The 20001-nt window shown below is 65.6% G+C and carries 16 protein-coding genes and 1 pseudogene; 7 read left to right on the plus strand and 10 right to left on the minus strand.

Going from position 1 to position 20001, the window contains the following annotated elements; genetic code table 11:
• Window positions 1-33: 33 nt before the first annotated feature.
• The 3 genes and pseudogenes from FAZ11_RS03395 to FAZ11_RS03405 all read right to left on the minus strand — a co-directional run bounded on the left by FAZ11_RS03395 (window position 34) and on the right by FAZ11_RS03405 (window position 4492).
• Window positions 34-1188, minus strand: coding sequence for a phospholipase D-like domain-containing protein (locus tag FAZ11_RS03395; protein WP_058773271.1), 1155 nt, complete (start codon window positions 1186-1188; stop codon window positions 34-36).
• A gap of 197 nt (window positions 1189-1385) precedes the next feature.
• Complete coding sequence (locus FAZ11_RS03400) at window positions 1386-3524, minus strand: putative bifunctional diguanylate cyclase/phosphodiesterase (protein WP_193557125.1); 2139 nt, start codon at window positions 3522-3524, stop codon at window positions 1386-1388.
• A gap of 249 nt (window positions 3525-3773) precedes the next feature.
• Window positions 3774-4492 (minus strand): annotated as a pseudogene (locus tag FAZ11_RS03405) (YiaD family glycine zipper/OmpA-like lipoprotein).
• Between the two features lie 195 nt (window positions 4493-4687).
• Between FAZ11_RS03405 and FAZ11_RS03410 the strand changes: the two are divergent.
• The 3 genes from FAZ11_RS03410 to FAZ11_RS03420 are packed head-to-tail and all read left to right on the plus strand — an operon-like array spanning window position 4688 to window position 7224.
• The gene (locus FAZ11_RS03410; RefSeq protein ID WP_058760228.1) at window positions 4688-4978 is read left to right on the plus strand and encodes an ArsR/SmtB family transcription factor; all 291 of its coding nucleotides are present in this window, start codon (window positions 4688-4690) and stop codon (window positions 4976-4978) included.
• Between the two features lie 17 nt (window positions 4979-4995).
• Window positions 4996-6159, plus strand: coding sequence for an MFS transporter (locus FAZ11_RS03415; RefSeq protein WP_058773269.1), 1164 nt, complete (start codon window positions 4996-4998; stop codon window positions 6157-6159).
• Between the two features lie 15 nt (window positions 6160-6174).
• Window positions 6175-7224 carry an alkene reductase gene (locus FAZ11_RS03420; RefSeq protein ID WP_058773268.1) on the plus strand — a complete coding sequence of 350 codons (1050 nt, stop codon included), beginning with the start codon at window positions 6175-6177 and terminating at the stop codon, window positions 7222-7224.
• A 244-nt stretch (window positions 7225-7468) separates the two neighbouring features.
• On the opposite strand, the gene FAZ11_RS03425 is transcribed toward FAZ11_RS03420, so the two are convergent.
• From FAZ11_RS03425 to secA, 4 genes are all read right to left on the minus strand, one after another.
• Complete coding sequence (locus tag FAZ11_RS03425) at window positions 7469-8416, minus strand: Nudix family hydrolase (protein ID WP_058773267.1); 948 nt, start codon at window positions 8414-8416, stop codon at window positions 7469-7471.
• Window positions 8413-9051: a glutathione S-transferase family protein gene (locus FAZ11_RS03430; protein ID WP_058773266.1), complete on the minus strand. Its 639-nt coding sequence runs from the start codon at window positions 9049-9051 to the stop codon at window positions 8413-8415. Before FAZ11_RS03430 ends, FAZ11_RS03425 begins: the two co-directional genes overlap by 4 nt.
• A gap of 74 nt (window positions 9052-9125) precedes the next feature.
• Window positions 9126-10343: a bifunctional glutamate N-acetyltransferase/amino-acid acetyltransferase ArgJ gene (gene argJ, locus FAZ11_RS03435; protein ID WP_058773265.1), complete on the minus strand. Its 1218-nt coding sequence runs from the start codon at window positions 10341-10343 to the stop codon at window positions 9126-9128.
• A gap of 212 nt (window positions 10344-10555) precedes the next feature.
• Window positions 10556-13297, minus strand: coding sequence for a preprotein translocase subunit SecA (gene secA, locus FAZ11_RS03440; RefSeq protein ID WP_137279070.1), 2742 nt, complete (start codon window positions 13295-13297; stop codon window positions 10556-10558).
• A gap of 235 nt (window positions 13298-13532) precedes the next feature.
• Between secA and FAZ11_RS03445 the strand changes: the two genes are divergently transcribed.
• Window positions 13533-13991 (plus strand): DciA family protein, encoded by a 459-nt coding sequence (locus FAZ11_RS03445; protein WP_058760221.1) that lies wholly within the window; start codon window positions 13533-13535, stop codon window positions 13989-13991.
• Between the two features lie 3 nt (window positions 13992-13994).
• Here FAZ11_RS03445 and yjiA read toward each other — a convergent pair whose 3' ends face one another.
• From yjiA to FAZ11_RS03460, 3 genes are read right to left on the minus strand one after another with little or no spacing between them, the layout of a single operon-like run.
• The gene (gene yjiA / locus FAZ11_RS03450) at window positions 13995-14984 is read right to left on the minus strand and encodes a GTPase (RefSeq protein WP_137279069.1); all 990 of its coding nucleotides are present in this window, start codon (window positions 14982-14984) and stop codon (window positions 13995-13997) included.
• A gap of 58 nt (window positions 14985-15042) precedes the next feature.
• Window positions 15043-15246, minus strand: a complete 204-nt coding sequence (locus FAZ11_RS03455) for a YbdD/YjiX family protein (RefSeq protein ID WP_007162682.1) — start codon at window positions 15244-15246, stop codon at window positions 15043-15045.
• An 11-nt stretch (window positions 15247-15257) separates the two neighbouring features.
• Window positions 15258-17315 (minus strand): carbon starvation CstA family protein, encoded by a 2058-nt coding sequence (locus tag FAZ11_RS03460; RefSeq protein WP_058773262.1) that lies wholly within the window; start codon window positions 17313-17315, stop codon window positions 15258-15260.
• A 164-nt stretch (window positions 17316-17479) separates the two neighbouring features.
• Between FAZ11_RS03460 and FAZ11_RS03465 the strand changes: the two genes are divergently transcribed.
• The 3 genes from FAZ11_RS03465 (at window position 17480) to FAZ11_RS03475 (ending at window position 19999) form a co-directional block, all read left to right on the plus strand.
• A complete protein-coding gene (locus tag FAZ11_RS03465; protein ID WP_058773261.1) occupies window positions 17480-18853 on the plus strand; it encodes a cache domain-containing protein in 1374 nt (457 codons plus the stop codon).
• Window positions 18850-19473, plus strand: a complete 624-nt coding sequence (locus tag FAZ11_RS03470) for a response regulator (protein ID WP_058760216.1) — start codon at window positions 18850-18852, stop codon at window positions 19471-19473. Before FAZ11_RS03465 ends, FAZ11_RS03470 begins: the two co-directional genes overlap by 4 nt.
• A gap of 160 nt (window positions 19474-19633) precedes the next feature.
• Window positions 19634-19999 carry a PilZ domain-containing protein gene (locus tag FAZ11_RS03475; protein WP_058760215.1) on the plus strand — a complete coding sequence of 122 codons (366 nt, stop codon included), beginning with the start codon at window positions 19634-19636 and terminating at the stop codon, window positions 19997-19999.
• Window positions 20000-20001: the final 2 nt, after the last annotated feature.

Below are 20001 nucleotides of genomic sequence, written 5' to 3' on the forward strand. Positions count from 1 at the left end.
GGTTATGTTACCCGTACCTGACAGCCGGGGCTGCTAACCGCGCCCCAGTACACCGATCACCAACCGATCCAGCGACCCCCACAGCCATTCGCGGACACGCAGCCACCAGGGCCGGCTGCGCCAGAAGTCGAGGGTGATCTCCCGGCTCTGGGCGAAATCCTTGACGAAGCTGGCGGCGACCGCCTGACTCAAGCCACGATCCACCGCCTCGACGTTCGCCTCCAGATTGAATCTCAGATTCCAGTGATCGAAGTTGCAGGAGCCGACACTGACCCAGTTATCCACGAGCACCATCTTGGCGTGGATGAATCTTGGCTGATACTCGTAGATCCGCACCCCGGCACGCAGCAGGCCGCGGTAATAGCGCTGTCCGGCGAAACGCACCGGCGGATTGTCGGTGTGGCGACCGGTGAGCAGCAGCCGTACGTCCACACCGCGGCGGGCCGCGCGACGCAGGGCCCAGCGGACCCGCCAAGTCGGCAGGAAATAGGGCGTAGCGAACCAGATGCGCTCGCGCCCCCCCACCAGGGCACGGATCAGGGCTTGCAGGATGTCGCGGTGTTGGCGGGCATCGGCATAGGCGACCCGGCCCTGACCCTCCTGGGCCGCAGGGGGTGGCGGCGGTCGCTCCCGGCCACGGCGGGGCCGCGGCTTCCAGGACCGGCGGCGGCGTACCGCCTCCCATTGCCGCTCGAACAGCGCCAGCCAATCGTCCACCAGCGGGCCCTGGACGCGCACCATCACCTCGTGCCAATTGCAGTCGCTGGCCGCTGGATTCCAGAAATCATCGGTCGCGCCACTGCCACCGACGAAGGCCTCGTGGCCGTCGACGATGAAGATCTTGCGATGATCGCGGTGCAGGTTATGCAGCCCATGGCCGAAGCGCACCGGGTTGAAGATGCGGATCTCCGCGCCCGCATCCTCCAACTGTCGCCGCAGATCGGCGTCCATGCGCAGGGTGCCGAAGCCATCGAACAGGCAGCGGACGGTCACGCCCCGGCGAGCCGCCTCGGTGAGAGCCACCAGCAGGCGCTCGGAGCAGCTACCGGCTTCCACCAGATAGAGCTCGACATCGACCTGGCGCTGGGCGCCCGCGATGGACTCGAGCATGGCCGGAAAGAACCGCCCGCCGTCCACCAGCAATTCGAAGGTATTGTTTTCCCGCCATGGAAAGACGGCGCCCCGCATGCTTGCTACTCCGTGCCAATGGCCACTGCAATAAGAAGGCACGGACCAGGGTTCGTTCAGTGATTTTCCACGCCACGTGGCCAGAAAACCACTAAGAGAGACGGCGGAGGGTCTGGCGCCAGGCCCGCCTGGCCTAGTCTCCAGGCCGGCCGGACAAACGGCGGGGGGATTGGTCTCCCTTGCCGCCAAGTGGTCCCTTACAGGGTCGGTTCGGGCCGGCGGGCGGCCCAGTCCACCTGCTGCGGGAAGCGGCCGGTCACCTCGGCACTCAGTGGCCGCGAGACCAGGAAGCCCTGCATGATCTCGCAGCCATGCTCGATCAGCCAATCGCGCTGTTCCAGGGTTTCCACCCCCTCGGCGATGACTTCCAGATCCAGGTTGCGGCCCAGTTCGAGGATGGTGCTGACGATGGCCGCATCGCGGGAGGAATCCAGCATGTTGGCGATGAACAGCTGGTCGATCTTGAGGGTATCCAGCTCGAAATGGCGCAGATAGGCCAGCGAGGAATAGCCGGTGCCGAAGTCGTCCACCGCGATGCGTACGCCCAGGGCACGCAATTGCGACAGCTGCGCGCGGGTGTAGTCGATGTCGTGCATCAGGGCTGATTCGGTGACCTCGATTTCCATCTGCTCAGGCCGCAGATGGTAGGTCTCGATGATCTGGCGCAGGCTTTCCGCCAGTTGCGGCATGCCGAATTGCACCGGGCTGAGGTTGATGCTCAGCAGCAACTCGTCGCCGTAGATCTCCTGCAGCGTCTGCAACTTCATCGCGCCTTCGCGGAAGATCCAGTCGCCGATGCGATTGATCAGCCGCGTCTCTTCCAGCAGCGGGATGAACACGCTGGGCGAGACCTTGCCGGCCACCGTGTGCTCCCAGCGCAGCAGCGCCTCGAAGCCACGCAGCCGGCCGTCGCGCAGATAGACCTGTGGCTGATAGGCGAGCACGAAATCCTTGTTGTCGATGGCGTTGCGCACGCTCTCTTCGAGCATCAGCCGCGAACGGGCGCGGCCGTTCATCTCCGGCGAGAAGAAGCGGTACTGCTGACGACCACCGCGCTTGGCCTCGTACATGGCGATGTCGGCGGATCTCAGCAGCCCATCCACCGTGTGGCCGCAATCGGGATAGCTGGCGATGCCGATGCTGGCGCCCAGGCTGACTTCCATGCCGTCGATGCGATGCACCGTGGCCAGCAGCTCCAGCAGTTTCTCGGCGACCCGCGCGGCGTCCTCGGGATGCTCCAGGGAATCGAGCAGCGCGGTGAATTCGTCGCCGCCCATGCGCGCCAGGATGTCATAGGGCCGCATGCAGCTCTTGAGTTGCTCGGCGACGATGCACAGCACCCGATCCCCAGCTTCATGGCCGAGGGAGTCGTTGATGCGCTTGAAGCCGTCGAGGTCGATGTAGAGCACCGCCATGCGCTTGCCGTTACGCCCGGTGCGCGCCAACGCCGCCTCCAGCGTCTGGTTGAAACCGCGGCGGTTGAGCAGACCGGTCAGGGCGTCGGTGACCGCCTGGGATTCCAGTTGCTCCTGCAGCTCGCGCATGCGCGACATGTCCAGCGCGATGATGACCATGGCGCGCTGCATGCGCGGCAGGGGCGCGCAGGAGAGCGCCACTGGCAGGCTGTCGCCGCGACTGGTACGCAACCGGGCATCGTGCAGGCGATAGGTTTCGCGGCGGTCGTAATGCTCCATGAAGGGCGAGGTCTGCCAGTCGTCCAGACCACTGCCCCCTTCGAGGAAATCGAGGAAATTGGCATGCACCAGATCGCTCACGCTGCACCTGAGCATGCGTGCGATGGCGGCGTTGGCGAAGGTCACCCGGCCCTGTTCGTTGACCGTGAGGATGCCCTCGGCGGCGTTGTCGAGCAGCGAGTCGCTGAAGGACTTGGCCAGTTCCAACTGCTGGGTGGCCTGCAACAGCTCGCGGCGATTGCGCTCGTGATCCAGCAGCGAGCGGACCTTGTGCCTGAGGATATTGGGATCGACCGGCTTGAGCAGGTAGTCGACGGCGCCGGTCGCATAGCCGCGCAGGACCGATTCATAGGAATGGGCTTCGGCGGACACGAAGATGATCGGTGTGAAGCGGGTGCGCAGGTTGCTGCGCATGATGCGGGCGACTTCGAAGCCATCCATGATCGGCATCTGCACATCCAGCAGGACCAGATCCACGGTTTCATCGAGCAGGTATTGCAGGGCGCGCTCGCCCGAGGCGGCGGTGATCACTCGCCAGTTACCAACCTCCAGCACCGCCTGCATGGCCAGCAGATTTTCCATGCGGTCGTCCACGACCAGCAACACCGGGCCTTGATCTGTCTGCGGCAACGGGCACTCCATCAAGCCTCTTCTCCCCGCGGCCTCTGCCGCCCTGCAGCAATCGAAAGCGGCTGACTGCCATTCCCGTCGTGAGCCTTGTAAAAAGCAGCACGCCAACCTTCCTAGATTAGCAGCCATGCACACGGCTTCCGCCTGCCGGTTGGCAGGCAGGGCGCCTCGCGACGTGCATCAGAGCGCAAAATGGAAAAGCAGTTTCCGCCGCGCTTCACTAAGCAGCGGAAACTCTCGATCGTGGGCGACGAACGGTCGTTACTGGGCGGGGGTACCGGTCGCTCCGGGCAGGGCGCGCAGATTGACCTCGACGCGGCGATTCTGCGCCCGACCATCGGCGGTAGCGTTGCTGGCGATGGGATTTTCCGGGCCGGCCCCACGGGTGCTCAGGCGGGCCGCCGGAACGCCCTGGGCGATCAGGTAGTTGGCCACGCTCTGCGCCCGGCGCTGCGACAGCTCCATGTTGTGGGCAAGGCTGCCGGTGCTGTCGGTGTAGCCGACGATTTCGATGCTGTTCTGGTCGAATTGCTTGAACGAATTGGCCAGATCGTTGAGCGGCTTGTAGAAGCTGCTGGCGATATTCGCCGAATCGGTGGCGAAGGTGATGTTGCCCGGCATGATCAGTTTGATGTCGTCACCCTGGCGTTGCACCTGCACGCCGGTGTTCTGCATCTGCTGGCGCAACTCGGCTTCCTGGCGGTCGGCGTAGTAGCCATAGCCCGCTGCCGCCGCCCCTACCGCGGCGGCGCCGATCAAGGCGCCCTTGCCGCGATGGTTGTGGTCGATGGCGGCACCGGCGACGGCACCGGCCAAGGCTCCGAGGCCACCGTACTTGGCGGTATTGGACATGCCGCCATTGGCCTGCCCCTGGTTCTCGTAGGGATTGGGGGATGCGCATCCGGCCAGGGTAGCCACGGCCAGGCTGGCGAGAAGGATACGGGTGGGCAGCGCCATGTCTTTACTCCTTGAAGATCCATTGCGGCGGACAGGGCCGCAGCTTGAGATTCTAGCCAGCGGTTCTGAATCGCAACTGAACGAGACGCACCCGCCGGACACTTATCGCGATAGCAACTCTCTAACTACGCAATAGACAGATTCGAATATCGATAGCTTGCATATCGATTTTTTACGATCTAACGTTCGCAAGAACCCAATATGACGATACGACCCTGATGGACGAGATCCTCAAGGCCCTGGCCAATCCGCTGCGCTGTCAGATCCTGAGCTGGCTGCGCGATCCGGGGCAGTACTTTCCCCATCAGCATCACGACCCCAGCGTGGGCGTCTGCGCCGGCCAGATCGAAGCCCGTGCCGGACTCTCGCAGTCCACCGTCTCGGCCCATCTGGCGGTACTGTCCCGAGCCGGACTGGTGACTACCCGCCGGGTCGGTCAATGGGTGTTCTATCAACGCGACGAGGCGGCCATCCAGGCATTCCTGCAACGTCTCGCCCGTGAACTCTAGCCGTGCAAGGAAATTTCATGCCCGCTTCTCTCATCGTGCTGGCGCTGAGCGCTTTCGCCATCGGCACCACCGAATTCGTCATCATGGGCCTGCTGCCCAACGTCGCCGCGGACCTGGGTGTTTCCATCCCCAGCGCTGGTTGGCTGGTCACCGGCTATGCCCTGGGCGTGGCCATCGGTGCGCCCTTCATGGCGCTGGCGACCGCCCACTGGCCACGTAAACGCGCCCTGCTCGCCTTGATGGGCATCTTTATCGTCGGCAACCTGCTCTGCGCAGTGGCCAGCGGCTACGACATGCTGATGCTGGCGCGGGTCGTTACCGCGCTCTGCCATGGCGCCTTCTTCGGCATCGGCGCCGTGGTGGCGGCGAGTCTGGTGCCGGAGAATCGCCGCGCCTCGGCAGTAGCCCTGATGTTCACCGACTTGACCCTGGCCAATGTGCTGGGCGTGCCCCTGGGCACCGCCCTGGGCCAGGCCGCCGGTTGGCGCTCGACCTTCTGGGCGGTGGCGGCCATCGGTGTGGTGGCCCTGTTCGGTCTCTGGCGCGTGCTGCCCGCCGACCGCAACCAGACCCGCGCCGACCTGCGCCAGGAATTGCTCGCCCTGCGCGGCCTGGGCTTCTGGCTGGCGCTGTCGATGACGGTGTTCTTCGCCGCCTCCATGTTCGCCCTCTTCACCTATGTCGCGCCCCTGCTGCAGGAGGTGACCGGCGTCTCGCCCCGTGGCGTGACCGGCACCCTGCTGTTGATCGGCCTGGGGCTGACCCTGGGTAACGTCATCGGTGGCCGCCTGGCCGATTGGCGGCTGGCCACCAGCCTAGTGGGCATCTTCGTCGCCCTGGCGCTGACCTCCGCCGCCCTGCGCTGGACCGGTCAGGCCTTCCTGCCGGCCGAGATCACCCTCTTCCTCTGGGCCGCGGCCGCCTTCGCCGCCGTGCCGGCCCTGCAGATCAACGTGGTCACCTTCGGCAAGGATGCACCGAACCTGGTCTCGACCCTCAATATCGGCGCCTTCAACGTGGGCAACGCCCTCGGCGCCTGGGTCGGTGGCCTGGTGATCGACCACGGCCTGGGTCTTACCGCGGTACCCCTTGCCGCCAGCGGGCTTGCCCTGCTGGCCCTCATCGCCACCCTGCTGACCGCCAGCCAGGCCCGCAAGAGCGGCCTGGCGACCGCCAGCTAACCAAGAGAGCTAGCCATGACTCAGTTGTTCGACCCGATCAAGATCGGCGCCCTGGACCTGCCCAACCGCGTCATCATGGCGCCCCTCACCCGTTGTCGTGCCGAACCGGGCCGCGTCCCGGGCGACCTGATGGTGGAGTACTACACCCAACGCGCTTCCGCCGGCCTGATCATCACCGAGGCCACCTCGGTCGACCCCATGGGCGTGGGTTATCCCGATACCCCCGGCATCTGGTCCGACGAGCAGGTGGCCGGCTGGCAGCGGGTAACCACCGCCGTGCACAAGGCCGGTGGCCGCATCGTGCTGCAACTCTGGCACGTGGGTCGTATCTCCGATCCCAGCTACCTCGATGGCGAACTGCCAGTGGCGCCGAGCGCCATCCCTGCCCAAGGCCATGTCAGCCTGCTGCGACCCAAGCGTGACTACGTCACCCCGCGGGCGCTGGAGACCGGTGAGCTGCCCGGTATCGTCGCCGCTTATCGCCATGGCGCCGAGAACGCCAAGCGCGCCGGCTTCGACGGCGTCGAGGTGCATGGGGCCAACGGCTATCTGCTCGACCAGTTCCTGCAGAGCGACACTAACCAGCGTACCGACAACTATGGCGGCTCCATCGAGAATCGTGCCCGGCTGCTGCTGGAAGTGACCGACGCCTGCATCGAGGTCTGGGGCGCCGCTCGCGTCGGCGTGCACCTGTCCACCCGTGGCGACATGCACACCATGGGTGACAGCGATCCGGCCGCCACCTTCGGCCATGTCGCGCGCGAACTGGGCCAGCGCCAGGTGGCCTTCATCTGCATCCGCGAAGCGGCTGGCAGCGATAGCCTCGGCCCGGACCTCAAAGCGGCCTTCGGTGGCGTGTACATCGCCAACGAGAAGTTCGACAAGGCCAAGGCCAATGCCTGGCTGGCGGAAGGCAAGGCCGATGCCGTGGCCTTCGGCGTGCCCTTCATCGCCAACCCGGACCTGCCGCAACGTCTGGAGCAGGACACCGAGCTGAACGAGCCGCGCCCGGACACCTTCTACAGCAAGGGCCCGGTGGGCTATATCGACTATCCGCGGCTGTAGGTTTCTGTGGATAAAAGAAGCCCGCCGATTGGCGGGCTTCTTTCGTCTCGACGTAGGCTGGGTTGAGACGGCTCCGTCGTCGAAGCCCAACAGTCCCGAGCACGGCCCCCCATGTTGGGCTTCGCTGCGCTCAGCGCCAACCTACGCCGAGAACCCTAGGTTGGGTTGAAACGGCTTCATCGTCGAAGCCCAACAATCACGGGCACGGTGCATCCCTGTTGGGCTTCGCTACGCTCAACCAAACCTACGCGGAGGTGGGCCAGAACGCCCGGATCGCGGCCACTCCCTGGGCGCCGGCTTGCCAGGCGCCTTGGAGATCTTCGTCGCCCAGACCACCTAGCAGGTAAGCCGGCAGATTGCAGTCGGCCAGCAATTGCTGGGCCTTCACCCAGCCCAGGGTCGGCGCACCGGGATGGCTGGCGGTGGGCATCACCGGCGACAGGGTGACGAAATCCACGCCCATCTGTTGGGCCAGCGCCAGTTCCTCGGCGTCGTGGCAGGAAGCGGCTAGCAGGCGATGCTCCGGGAACGGCCGGCCATTGGGTGCATAGCGGCGCAGTTGCTTCGCCGTCAGGTGCCAGCCGGCAGCGGGGAAGTCGCCCAGCCATTCCAGCGGCCCCTTGAGCATCAATTGGGCACGACCGGTGCAGAGGCCCTGGACGTCACCCGCCAGGTCGCGGTACTGCGGATCGAAGTTATCCGGCGTACGCAACTGGACCAGGCGAATGCCGTTATCCAGCGCCCGGTGCAAGCCATTGAGCAATTCCGCGGTGGTCAGCTCGCCGGGGGTGATGAGGTAGCGCTCCGGCAGCCGCGCGGCCTGGACGATGGGTCTATTGGCCGCCGGGAAGTCGTAGCCGGCGAGTTCGCGCGGGGCGACCCACGCCAGCGGCTGGCCTTCGGCGCCATGGGCTTCGCCGGTGAAGGCGTCCACCTGCCAGACGTCCAGCAGCACCGCCTGGTCGGGATAGTCATGGCGCACCTGCAACAGCGGTCGGGCCGCCGTCACCTGGATGCCCAACTCTTCGACCAGCTCGCGCGCCAGGGCAGCGGCCGGGGCCTCGCCGGCTTCGACCTTGCCACCGGGAAATTCCCACAACCCGCCCTGGTGCTTGTGCGCCGGACGCTGGGCAATGAGGATCTGGCCCTGGGGATTGCGGATCACCGCGGCAACGACATGCAGACGACTCATGCGTCCTGTTCCTCCGTTTCGGCCTCCGCCAGCCAGCGCTGGAAAGCCGGCCAGGCGTAGATGGTCTCGACATAGGCGGCCGCCTCGGCCGACAACTCGACGCCATAGCTGCGGAAGCGGCTCGCCACCGGGGCATAGAAGGCATCGGCGATGGTCGGGGTGCCGAATAGATAGGGGCCCTGCTCACCATAACGCTCGCGGCATTCGCGCCACAGCCGTTGGATGCGCTGGATGTCTTCCACCGCCTCGGCCGTGGTCGACTTCAGGCGCTGACGCCGCCGCAGATCCATGGGCAGCTCGCGGCGCAGGGCGAGAAAGCCACTGTGCATCTCGGCGCACAGCGCCCGGGCATGGGCGCGGGCCAGGGTGTCGGCGGGCCAGAGGCCGGCGTCGGGATAGGCTTCGGCCAGGTATTCGACGATGGCCAGGGAATCCCAGATGGTGCCCTCGGCCAGCTTGAGCACCGGCACCTTGCCGGTGGGCGACTGGGCCTTGAGCAGGGATCGGCTGTTAGGGGTGTAGAGCGGGATAGCCACCTCTTCATAGGAGGCGCCACTCAGCTCCATGGCCAGCCAGGCACGCAGCGACCAGGAGGAGAAGTTCTTGTTGCCGATCACGAGTTGCAGCTGGGACATGCGGGATTCCTCGAAACGATGCAGCCATCAAGGCCACAGCAGGCGTGCGGGGCTGCCGCACGCCATAGCGCCGATCAGGTACGGTACTCGGCGTTGATCTTCACATAGTCGTGGGAGAGGTCGGTGGTCCAGATGGTCTCCTGGTGGCTACCGCGACCCAGCTCGATGCGGATCTCGATTTCCGCCTGGGCCATCACCCGTGCGCCCTGCTCTTCGGTGTAGGTGGCCGCGCGACCGCCCTGCTGGCAGATCTGCACGCCCCCCAGGAAGACGTCGATCAGGCTGACGTCCAGGTTGGGCACCCCGGCGCGGCCGACGGCGGCGAGGATACGGCCCCAGTTGGGATCGGAGGCGAACAGCGCGGTCTTGATCAGCGGCGAATGGGCGACGGCGTAGCCGACGTCCAGGCACTCCTGGGCATTGGCGCCGCCGTTGACCTGCACGGTGACGAACTTGGTGGCACCCTCGCCGTCGCGGACGATGGCCTGGGCCAGTTCGGCGAACACCGCGAAGACCGCATCGCGCAGTTGCTCGAAGGCTTCGCCACTGGGCTGGGCAATTTCCGCCATGGCCGCGCGGCCGGTGGCCACCAGCATGCAACAATCGTTGGTGGAGGTGTCGCCGTCGATGGTGATGCGGTTGAAGGAACGGTTGGCGGCGTCGGCCAGCAGGTCCTGCAGCAACTCGCGGGAGACCTTGGCGTCGGTGGCGACGTAACCGAGCATAGTGGCCATGTTCGGCTTGATCATGCCGGCGCCCTTGCTGATGCCGGTCACGGTGACGGTCACGCCGTCCACCAGGAACTGGCGGCTGGCGCCCTTGGGCAGGGTGTCGGTGGTCATGATGCCGGTGGCGGCGGCGGCCCAGTTATCCTCGGCCAGATCGGCCAGGGCGGCTGGCAGCGCGGCTTCGATCTTCTCCACCGGCAGCGGCTCGCCGATCACGCCGGTGGAGAACGGCAGCACCGCCTCCTCCCCAACGCTGGCCAGGGTGGCCAAGGTCTTGGTGGTGCGCTCGGCGGCGGCCAGGCCCGGCTGGCCGGTGCCGGCGTTGGCATTGCCGGTGTTGGTCAGCAAGTAGCGCACCGGACCGGCGAAACGCTGGCGGGCGATGATCACCGGCGCCGCGCAGAAGGCGTTGAGGGTGAAGACCCCGGCCACGCTGGAGCCTTCGGCGCAGCGCATCACCACCACATCCTTGCGCCCGGGGCGCTTGATGCCGGCGGAGGCGATACCGAGTTCGAAACCGGGAACCGGGTGCAGCGTGGAGAGCGGACCGAGACCGACAGCCATGGAAAAACTCCAGTGAGAGAAAAGGAAACGCCGCGAGCGGACGGCCGGTCGCGGCGTGATAACCAAGCTTCCGGCGCATCTTGCGACGACGCCAAGAACCTGAAGCGGACAGCCTAGCGGGCGGAGTTTACAGCCTGGCGTCGACGCTGCCGATGGGCTGCCGCCTGCTGCGGATCGCCGTCCTCGTCTGCGACGACGGCGATCCGGGGCGATCAGTCGAGCTTACCGTGACACTGCTTGTATTTCTTGCCGGAACCACAGGGGCACGGCTCATTGCGCCCGATCTTCTGGTCGTTGCGCTGGGGCTGCAGGGGCACCACGGTGTCTTCGCCCGGCTCTTCGCCGGTCACCTCGGGATCGACCAGCGAAGGCGCCTCGGCATGCTGGAACTGCATGCGCTGCGCCAGGGCCTCGGCCTCGCGGCGCATGCGCTCCTCTTCCTCGGCCGGGTCTTCGCGACGCACCTGGACATGGGAGAGCACGCGGATGGTGTCGCGCTTGATGCTGTCCAGCAGTTCCTGGAACAGGGTGAAGGACTCGCGCTTGTACTCCTGCTTGGGGTTCTTCTGGGCGTAGCCGCGCAGATGGATACCGTGGCGCAGGTGATCCATGGTGGTGAGGTGGTCCTTCCAGAGGTCGTCCACCACCCGCAGCAGCATCTGCTTCTCGAAGTTGCGCAGCGCCTCGCGGCCGGCCAGGTCTTCCTTCTCCATGTAGGCGGCTTCGAGCTGCTGGAGGATCTTCACCCGCAGGGTGTCCTCGTACAGCTTGTCGTCCTCGTCCAGCCATTGGCCGATGGGCAGCTGCAGGCCGAAGACGCTGTAGATCTCGGCTTCCAGGCCGGGAATGTCCCACTGCTCGGGCAGCGATTGCGGCGGGATGTGCTCGTTGATCACCTGGGTCAGGGTTTCCTCGCGGAAGCCCTGGATGGTGTCGCCGACATCTTCGTTGGCCAGCAGGGTGTCGCGCATGTGATAGATCACCTTGCGCTGCTCGTTGGCCACGTCGTCGTATTCCAGCAGCTGCTTGCGGATGTCGAAGTTGCGGCCTTCGACCTTGCGCTGCGCCTTCTCGATGGCGTTGGTGACCATGCGATGCTCGATGGCCTCGCCACCCTGCATGCCCAGGGCCTTCATGAAGTTCTTCACCCGGTCGGAGGCGAAGATGCGCATCAGGTTGTCTTCCAGCGACAGGTAGAAGCGGCTGGAACCCGGGTCGCCCTGGCGACCGGCACGGCCGCGCAGCTGGTTGTCTATGCGGCGGGATTCATGGCGCTCGGAGGCGATCACATGCAGGCCGCCGGCGTCGATGACCTGCTTGTGGCGTTCCTGCCAGGCAGCCTTGATCGCGGCGACCTGCTCCTCGGTGGGATTCTCCAGGGCGGCGACTTCGACTTCCCAGTTGCCGCCGAGCAGGATGTCGGTCCCGCGACCGGCCATGTTGGTGGCGATGGTCACGGCGCCCGGACGACCGGCCTGGGCGATGATCTCGGCTTCGCGCTCGTGGTACTTGGCGTTGAGCACCTTGTGCTCGATGCCGGCCTGGGTCAGCAACTGGTCGACGTACTCGGAGCTCTCGATGGAGGCGGTACCCACCAGCACCGGACGGCCCTGGGCCTGGCACTGCTTCACGTCCTCGATGATGGCCTGGTACTTCTCGGCCTGGGTCAGGTAGACCAGGTCGTTGAAGTCCTTCCGGGCGATGGCCCGGTGGGTCGGGATCACCAGCACGTCGAGGTTGTAGATCTGGCGGAACTCGAAGGCCTCGGTGTCGGCGGTACCGGTCATGCCACCGAGCTTGTTGTAGAGGCGGAAGTAGTTCTGGAAGGTGGTCGAGGCCAGGGTCTGGCTCTCGGGTTGGATCGGCAGTCCTTCCTTGGCTTCGATGGCCTGGTGCAGGCCCTCGGAAAGACGCCGGCCCGGCATGGTACGGCCGGTGTGCTCGTCGATCAGCAGCACCTGGTCCTGCTGGACGATGTACTCGACGTTGCGATGGAACAGGGTGTGGGCGCGCAGGCCGGCGAACACGTGGGTCAGCAGGCCCAGGTTGTGCGCGGAGTAGAGGCTCTCGCCCTCGGCCAGCAGGCCGGTGTCGGTGAGCATTTCCTCGATGTACTGATGACCCAGCTCGGTGATTTCCACCTGGCGGGTCTTTTCATCGATGGTGTAGTGGCCGACCTGGGTGGGATTGCCTTCCTCTTCCTCGATGTGCTGCTTGAGGCGCGGGATCAGCTGGTTGATCTTCTGGTACAGCTCGGAGCTGTCTTCGGCCTGGCCGGAGATGATCAGCGGGGTCCGGGCTTCGTCGATGAGGATGGAGTCCACTTCGTCGACCACCGCGAAGTTCAGCTCGCGCTGGTACTTCTCGGCCAGGCTGAAGGCCATGTTGTCGCGCAGGTAGTCGAAGCCGAATTCGTTGTTGGTGCCGTAGGTGATGTCCGAAGCGTAGGCGGCGCGTTTCTCTTCCGGCGGCTGGAACGGCAGGATGATGCCGACCGACAGGCCGAGGAATTCATACAGCGGCCGCATCCAGTTGGCGTCGCGGCGGGCCAGGTAGTCGTTCACCGTGACCACGTGCACGCCCTTGCCGGACAGGGCATTGAGGTAGACCGGCAGGGTACCCACCAGGGTCTTGCCCTCACCGGTACGCATCTCGGCGATCTTGCCTTCGTGCAGCGCGGCGCCGCCGATCAGCTGGACATCGAAGTGACGCATGCCCATGACCCGCTTGCCGGCCTCGCGGACCACGGCGAAGGCCTCGGGCATCAGGGCGTCGAGGGACTCGCCCTTGGCCACGCGTTGCTTGAATTCCTCGGTCTTGGCGCGCAGTTGCTCGTCGCTCAAGGAGGCAATCTGGGACTCCAACGCATTGGTGGCCACGACGACCTTGCCTAGGCGTTTGACATCTCGTTCGTTCTTGCTTCCAAAGAATTTCTTCAACAAAGGCGCAAACATATCGACTGGAATTCTTCCGCTGGAATGAGGGGCGCGAAACGGGCGGCAAGGCCTCTGCAGAGCCTGGCCAGACGCCTTTGCGCGGGTGATGAAACCCGCGGTGTCCCGCAATGGTAATCGGGCATTCTACTCGGAAATGCCGATGAGGAAAGAACGACGGCAGCAGCAGCCGCCAGGATGCCAGAGCGATCTGTTACCATCGACGACTTCCCTCCGCCCATCGCGAGTCCTGCGCATGGCCTTTCGTCCGCTTCCCGCTGTCGCTCCCGCCGCCCTACTCCGCCAGGCCAAACCGCTCAAGGCGCTGTTTCGCGAGGCCGAGCGTCTGGGGCGCTTGCAGCAATTGCTGGAAGAGCAGTTGCAGCCTGCTGCCCGCCCCCATTGTCGGGTCGCCAGCTGGCGCGACGGCACCCTGCTACTGGTGGTCAACGATGCCCACTGGGCGACGCGGCTGCGCTATCAGCAGCGCCGCCTGCTGCGCCTGTTGCAACAAGCGCCCGAATTCGCCGGCCTCATGCGTGTGCAATTCAAGATGCAGCCGAGCCCGGGCGTCGCCACGCGGCCACGTCCCGTGCGCCAGGTCAGCCAGGTGGGCGCCGACAGTCTGCGCGAGGTGGCCGCGGGTATCCGCGACCCCAAGCTCAAGGCTGCCCTGGAACGACTGGCCAGTCGCACCGGCCAGCCCGACAACTGACGGCTACTTGGCTACCGCCCGCTCGAAAGCGGCGCGGATGCGCTCTTCCGGCAGGTCCATGCCGATCAGCACGACGCGACTTTCGCGCTCCTCGTCCGCTGCCCAGTCGCGCTCCCAGTCAGCGGCGTAGATCTGCTGCACGCCCTGGAACAGCAGGCGGCGATCTTCGCCGGCGATGTTGAGCAGGCCCTTGTAGCGCAGCAGGTCGCAGCCGAGGGTATCGAGCAACATTTCCATCACCTTGCCGATCTTGTCCTGGTCGTACGGACGCGGCTCACGGATGGCGATGGACTGGATGCGTTCGGTGAGGCTGACAGCTTCCGACACCGGGCGTAGCGGGCGGAACAGGGTCGGCGGCGCCAGGTCTTCGTCGTGTAGGTTGAAGCCGCGGATATCCAGCAACTCGGCCAACTCGATGCGGCCATGGTCGACGTGACGGATCGGCGCGCGGCGGTTGATGCGCTGCAGGCGATTTTCCAGCGCCTCGACGGCGGCCGGCTCGGCTAGGTCGAGCTTGGTCAGCAGCAGGCGATCGGCGAAGCCGATCTGCGCCTGCAACAGCGGATCGCTCAGTTGCTCGCTGGCGTGGACGGCATCCACCAGGGTCAGCACGCCGTCGAGCAGATAGCGTTCGCGCAAGAGATCGTCGGTGAAAAAGGTCTGGGCCACCGGACCGGGATCGGCGAGGCCGGTGCATTCCACCACCAGACGCTCGAAATCCAGCTCGCCATTGTCCAGGCGCTCCAGCAGCACGGTCAGGGCGTAGGCCAGATCCTTGCTGCCAGTGCAACAGACGCAGCCGTTGGACACCTTCATCAGCTGGACGGCGCCGGCGTCCTCAAGCAATTCGCCGTCGACGTCCAGGGCGCTGAATTCGTTTTCGATCACGGCGATCTTGAGGCCGTGCTCGGCTTGCAGGATGTGCTTGAGCAGGGTGGTCTTGCCGGCGCCGAGAAAGCCGGTCAGGACGGTGACGGGGATGGGTTCGTGCATGGAAAACTCCAGACAGAAAGAGGCCGGGCGTGGGAGCCCGGCCTTGGGTGAACCTGGGTCAGCAGCAGCGTATGGCGCCCGACTTACCACCACCGTAGCGCGCTTCCTGGCGCTCGCGGAAGAAGGCTTCGTAGCTCATCACCGGCTGGTCCGGGTGCTTGCCGCGCATGTGTTCGACGTAGGTATCGTAGTCGGGCATGCCCACCAGCATCTTGGCGGCCTGCCCGAGGTATTTGCCCATGCGTCCCAGGTCATTGAACATGAGGATTCTCCTTAGACACCCGCTGCCGGCTGGAAGGGGGTCTCGCGATCGCTACGCTCGGGCTTGGCCAGGGCGGCGCGACCGACCTTGATTGAAAAGAACAGGATGCTCATCACCACCACCAGGAACAGCACCGAGAGGGTGGCATTGGTGTAGGCGTTGAAGACGATGTGCTGCATCTGTTCCATGCTCTTGGCCGGCGCGAGCACCTGACCCTGGGCCATGGCGGTGCTGTACTTCTTGGCTAGGGCCAGGAAGCCGACCGCCGGGTTGGCATCGAACAGCTTGATCAGGCCGGCGGTGGTGGTGCAGATCAGCAGCCAGACGGCCGGTACCAGGGTGACCCAGACGTAGCGCTGGCGCTTCATCTTGATCAGGACCACCGAGCCGAGCATCAGGGCGATACCGGCGAGCATCTGGTTGGAGATGCCAAACAGCGGCCAGAGGGTGTTGATGCCGCCCAGCGGATCGACCACGCCCTGGTACAGCAGCCAGCCCCAAAGGGCGACGCAACCGGCGGTGCCGATGACGTTGGCGGTCCAGGAATCGGTGCGCTTGAGCGCCGGCACGAAGCTGCCCAGCAGGTCCTGCAGCATGAAGCGCCCGGCACGGGTACCGGCGTCCACCGCGGTGAGGATGAACAGCGCCTCGAACAGGATGGCGAAGTGGTACCAGAAGGCCATGGTGTTCTCGCCCGGCAGCACATTGTGCATGATCTGGGCGATACCCACCGCCAGGGTCGGCGCACCCCCGGCACGGGCCAGGATGGTGTGTTCACCGATCTGGGCGGCGGTGGCCTGCAGCATCTCCGGCGTCACCACGAAGCCCCAGGTGCTGATCTTGGCGGCCACGGAGGCCACGTCGGCACCGACCACGGCGGCCGGGCTGTTCATGGCGAAGTAGACGCCCGGCTCGATCACCGAGGCGGCGACCATGGCCATGATGGCGACGAAGGACTCCATCAGCATGGCACCGTAGCCGATGTAGCGGGCGTGGGTTTCGTTGGCCAACAGCTTGGGCGTGGTGCCCGAGCTGATCAGCGCATGGAAGCCGGACACCGCGCCGCAGGCGATGGTGATGAACAGGAAGGGGAACAGGGTGCCCTTCCACACCGGACCGGTGCCGTCGACGAACTGGGTCAGGGCCGGCATCTTCAGCATCGGCATGGTCAGCAGGATGCCGATGGCCAGGGCGATGATGGTGCCGATCTTGAGGAAGGTGGAGAGGTAGTCACGCGGGGCCAGCACCAGCCAGACCGGCAGCACGGCGGCGACGAAGCCGTAGCCGATCAGCATCCAGGTGATCTGCACGCCGGTGAAGGTGAAGGCCGGGCCCCACACCGGATCGGCGGCGACCAGGCCCCCTACCCAGATGGAGGCCAGCAGCAGCACCACGCCGATCAGCGAGATCTCGCCGATGCGACCGGGGCGGATGTATCTCATGTAGACGCCCATGAACATGGCGATCGGCAGGGTGGCGATCACCGTGAACATGCCCCAGGGGCTCTCGGCCAGGGCCTTGACCACGATCAGCGCCAGCACCGCGAGGATGATGATCATGATCAGGAAGCAGCCGAACAGGGCGATGGTGCCGGGAATGCGGCCCATCTCCTCGCGCACCATGTCGCCCAGGGAGCGGCCGTTGCGGCGGGTGGAGAGGAACAGCACCATGAAGTCCTGCACCGCGCCGGCGAAGACCACCCCGGCGATCAGCCAGAGGGTGCCGGGCAGATAGCCCATCTGGGCGGCGAGCACCGGGCCCACCAGCGGACCGGCACCGGCGATGGCGGCGAAGTGGTGGCCGAAGAGGATGTGCTTGTTGGTGGGCACGTAGTCCAGGCCGTCGTTGTTGAGCACGGCGGGCGTGGCACGCTTGGCATCGAGCCCCATCACCTTGGTGGCGATGAACAGGCTGTAGTAGCGATAGGCGACGAGGTAGATCGCCACGGCGGCGACCACGATCCAGAGGGCGTTGATCGCTTCGCCTCGACTCAGCGCCACAGTACCCAGCGCGAAGGCGCCCAGTACGGCGACGGCGAACCAGACTAGATGGCTGGCCATTCGGGTCATGCTTGTTCTCCTGCCGCATACCTGAGGCCGCGGCGATACTTGTTATTGTGAGAGCCCACTACGGAGCCATATTACTATCGGCGCCTCGACGCGACAGCGAAATTCGCAGAACTACCCAAGCCCCACTACGTAGTTCTACGTAGAAGCCCCTCAGGCGAGTCCCGATGCAACTCAAATACAAGATGGTCGCCCTCGGTATCCTGCCCCTGCTGCTGGCGGTGGCGGCGGTCTGCCTGGTAGTGCTGGAACAGAGCCAGCGCCTCGGCGAGCAGCAGGCGCGCCTGCTGGAGCACAGCATTCTCAGCAGCAAGAAGGCGGAGCTGCGCAACTACGTGGAGATGGGCGTCAGCGCCATCCAACCGCTCTATGGCAGCGGGCGCAACGATGAGGAGACCAAGGCCAAGGTCCTGGCACTGCTGGCCAGCCTGAACTTCGGCAGCGACGGCTATTTCTTCGTCTACGACCAGCACGGGCGCAACCTCATGCATCCGCGTCAGCCGGAGCTGGTTGGCCAGGATCTCTGGCAGCTCACCGACGGCAATGGCCTGCTGGTGATCCAGGCGCTGCTGCGCAGTGCCAGCCAGGGCGATGGCTTCCAGCGCTATGGCTGGCAGAAGCCGTCCAGCGGGCAGATGGCGGAAAAGCTGGCCTATGTGACCCAGCTGCAGCGTTGGGGCTGGGTGCTCGGTACCGGTCTCTACCTGGACGACGTGGATGCCGCCCTCGCCCAGGTACGTCACGACGTGGCGGCGGGCATTCGCACCACTCTGCTGGCCAGCGCCGGGGTGGCCTTGGTGGCGGTGCTACTGGTGTTCGCCGGTGGACTGACGCTCAACGTCAGCGAACATCGCCTGGCCGATCGCAAGCTCAAGCAACTGACCCAGAGACTCATCACCTCCCAGGAGGAGGAACGCTCGCGCCTGTCGCGGGAGTTGCACGACGGCATCAGCCAGTTGCTGGTCTCCATCAAGTTCCAGTTCGAACTGGCCAGCCGCGAAGTGGGCACGGGCAAGGCCAGCGCGGGCGAGACGTTGCGCGAGGGCACCCAGCGACTGGCCGCGGCCATCGGCGAAATCCGCCGCATCTCCCACGATCTGCATCCCTCGCTGCTGGATACCCTCGGCCTGCCCGCTGCCCTCGGTCAGTTGGTCGAGGAATTCCGTCAACGCAGCGGGCTGACGGTGGACTACCGGCAGCGCCTGGAGGGCAGCCCGCCCGGTGGCGACCTGGACGTCGCCCTGTTCCGCATCGTGCAAGAAGCCCTGACCAACATCGAACGCCACGCCGCGGCCCGGCACGTCATCCTCGATCTGCAGCGCCGTGGCCGCTGGATCTGCCTGACCGTGCACGATGACGGTCGCGGCTTCGACACCAGCCAGGTGGACCACCTCAATGGCGGCATCGGCCTGCGTAACATCCGCGAGCGGGTGGAATTGTTCGGTGGGCGCTGCGCCATCCAGTCGGGACCCGGCGGCACGACCCTGGACGTGGTTCTGCTACGCTCCGACCTCCCCGCCGACGAAGAGAGTCCGACATGACGCCGATCCGCATCGTCCTGGTCGATGACCATGCGCTGGTCCGCGCCGGGGTCCGGGCATTGCTCGGCACCATCGAGCGCTTCGCCGTGGTGGGTGAAGCCAGCAGTGGCGAGGAGGCCCTCGACCTGCTGGAGCGCCTGGATCCGGACATTCTGCTGGTCGACATCGGCCTCAAGGACATGAACGGCCTGGAGTTGACCGCCCAGATCGCCGAGCGAGCGCCCCGCGCCCGGGTGCTGATCCTAAGCATGTATGACAATCGCGAATACGTGAGTACCTCGCTACGCGTCGGTGCGGCCGGCTACGTGCTCAAGGACGCTCCCTCCGAAGAGATCATCGCCGCGGTCGAGGCGCTGGCCGTGGGTGGACGTTTCTACAGCGACTCCATCGCCGCCCGCCTGGGCGAAGGGGCCGCCAGCGAACACGAACTCACGCCACGCGAGCGCCAGGTGCTGGTGCTGATGGCCCAGGGCTTCAACAACAAGGCCATGGCCCAGCGCCTGCAGCTCAGCGTGCGCACGGTGGAAACCCATCGCCTGAGCATCCGGCGCAAGCTGGATATCCAGAAGCCGGCCGATCTGGTCCGCCATGCCCGCCAATACGGCTGGCGCGCGGAGTAGACGGACAACGTACGACAATGGCCGCTACTCGCATCCAGACGACCGGCGAGCCGTCTCGCTATGGCTCCACCGGGCGCGGCCCGCTACCCTCGTACCCGAAGTCGATAACGGGACGACCACGGTCGTCTACAGTGATCAGGAAACCTCAGGAAGTCAGCGCATGAACGACACCAACGAGCGTCGCCGCTTTACCCGCTTCAGCTTCGATGCCCCTGCACAGTTGCACCAGGGTGAGCGCCAGTGGGCGGTATCCGTGGACGACATCTCGCTCAAGGGCGTACTGCTGAGCCGACCCGCGGAGTGGGAGCCCCAAGCGAGCGCGGCTTATCACCTGAAGATCCTGCTGAACGACGAGACCCAGGTGACCATGGAGGTGGAACTGGTCCGGGAAACGTCGGCGCAACTGGCCTTCGCCTGCCGGCAGATCGATCTGGATTCCATCAGTCACCTGCGGCGCCTGGTAGAGCTGAACCTCGGCGACGAGACGCTGCTGGAGCGCGAGTTGGCGGCGCTGGGAGCGCGCTAAGC

The organism is Pseudomonas rhizoryzae (assembly GCF_005250615.1).
GTDB lineage: Bacteria > Pseudomonadota > Gammaproteobacteria > Pseudomonadales > Pseudomonadaceae > Chryseomonas > Chryseomonas rhizoryzae.

Excerpts from the sequence above, each read along its gene's own strand:
- FAZ11_RS03455 (WP_007162682.1), bottom strand. The coding sequence starts at position 15,246 with ATGTTCAATGACCTGGGACGCATGGGCAAATACCTCGGGCAGGCCGCC.
- FAZ11_RS03445 (WP_058760221.1), top strand. The coding sequence starts at position 13,533 with ATGGCCTTTCGTCCGCTTCCCGCTGTCGCTCCCGCCGCCCTACTCCGC.
- FAZ11_RS03475 (WP_058760215.1), top strand. The coding sequence starts at position 19,634 with ATGAACGACACCAACGAGCGTCGCCGCTTTACCCGCTTCAGCTTCGAT.
- FAZ11_RS03410 (WP_058760228.1), top strand. The coding sequence starts at position 4,688 with ATGGACGAGATCCTCAAGGCCCTGGCCAATCCGCTGCGCTGTCAGATC.
- FAZ11_RS03465 (WP_058773261.1), top strand. The coding sequence starts at position 17,480 with ATGCAACTCAAATACAAGATGGTCGCCCTCGGTATCCTGCCCCTGCTG.
- FAZ11_RS03470 (WP_058760216.1), top strand. The coding sequence starts at position 18,850 with ATGACGCCGATCCGCATCGTCCTGGTCGATGACCATGCGCTGGTCCGC.
- FAZ11_RS03395 (WP_058773271.1), bottom strand. The coding sequence starts at position 1,188 with ATGCGGGGCGCCGTCTTTCCATGGCGGGAAAACAATACCTTCGAATTG.
- FAZ11_RS03460 (WP_058773262.1), bottom strand. The coding sequence starts at position 17,315 with ATGACCCGAATGGCCAGCCATCTAGTCTGGTTCGCCGTCGCCGTACTG.
- secA (WP_137279070.1), bottom strand. The coding sequence starts at position 13,297 with ATGTTTGCGCCTTTGTTGAAGAAATTCTTTGGAAGCAAGAACGAACGA.
- FAZ11_RS03400 (WP_193557125.1), bottom strand. The coding sequence starts at position 3,524 with ATGGAGTGCCCGTTGCCGCAGACAGATCAAGGCCCGGTGTTGCTGGTC.
- FAZ11_RS03425 (WP_058773267.1), bottom strand. The coding sequence starts at position 8,416 with ATGAGTCGTCTGCATGTCGTTGCCGCGGTGATCCGCAATCCCCAGGGC.
- argJ (WP_058773265.1), bottom strand. The coding sequence starts at position 10,343 with ATGGCTGTCGGTCTCGGTCCGCTCTCCACGCTGCACCCGGTTCCCGGT.
- FAZ11_RS03420 (WP_058773268.1), top strand. The coding sequence starts at position 6,175 with ATGACTCAGTTGTTCGACCCGATCAAGATCGGCGCCCTGGACCTGCCC.
- yjiA (WP_137279069.1), bottom strand. The coding sequence starts at position 14,984 with ATGCACGAACCCATCCCCGTCACCGTCCTGACCGGCTTTCTCGGCGCC.
- FAZ11_RS03430 (WP_058773266.1), bottom strand. The coding sequence starts at position 9,051 with ATGTCCCAGCTGCAACTCGTGATCGGCAACAAGAACTTCTCCTCCTGG.
- FAZ11_RS03415 (WP_058773269.1), top strand. The coding sequence starts at position 4,996 with ATGCCCGCTTCTCTCATCGTGCTGGCGCTGAGCGCTTTCGCCATCGGC.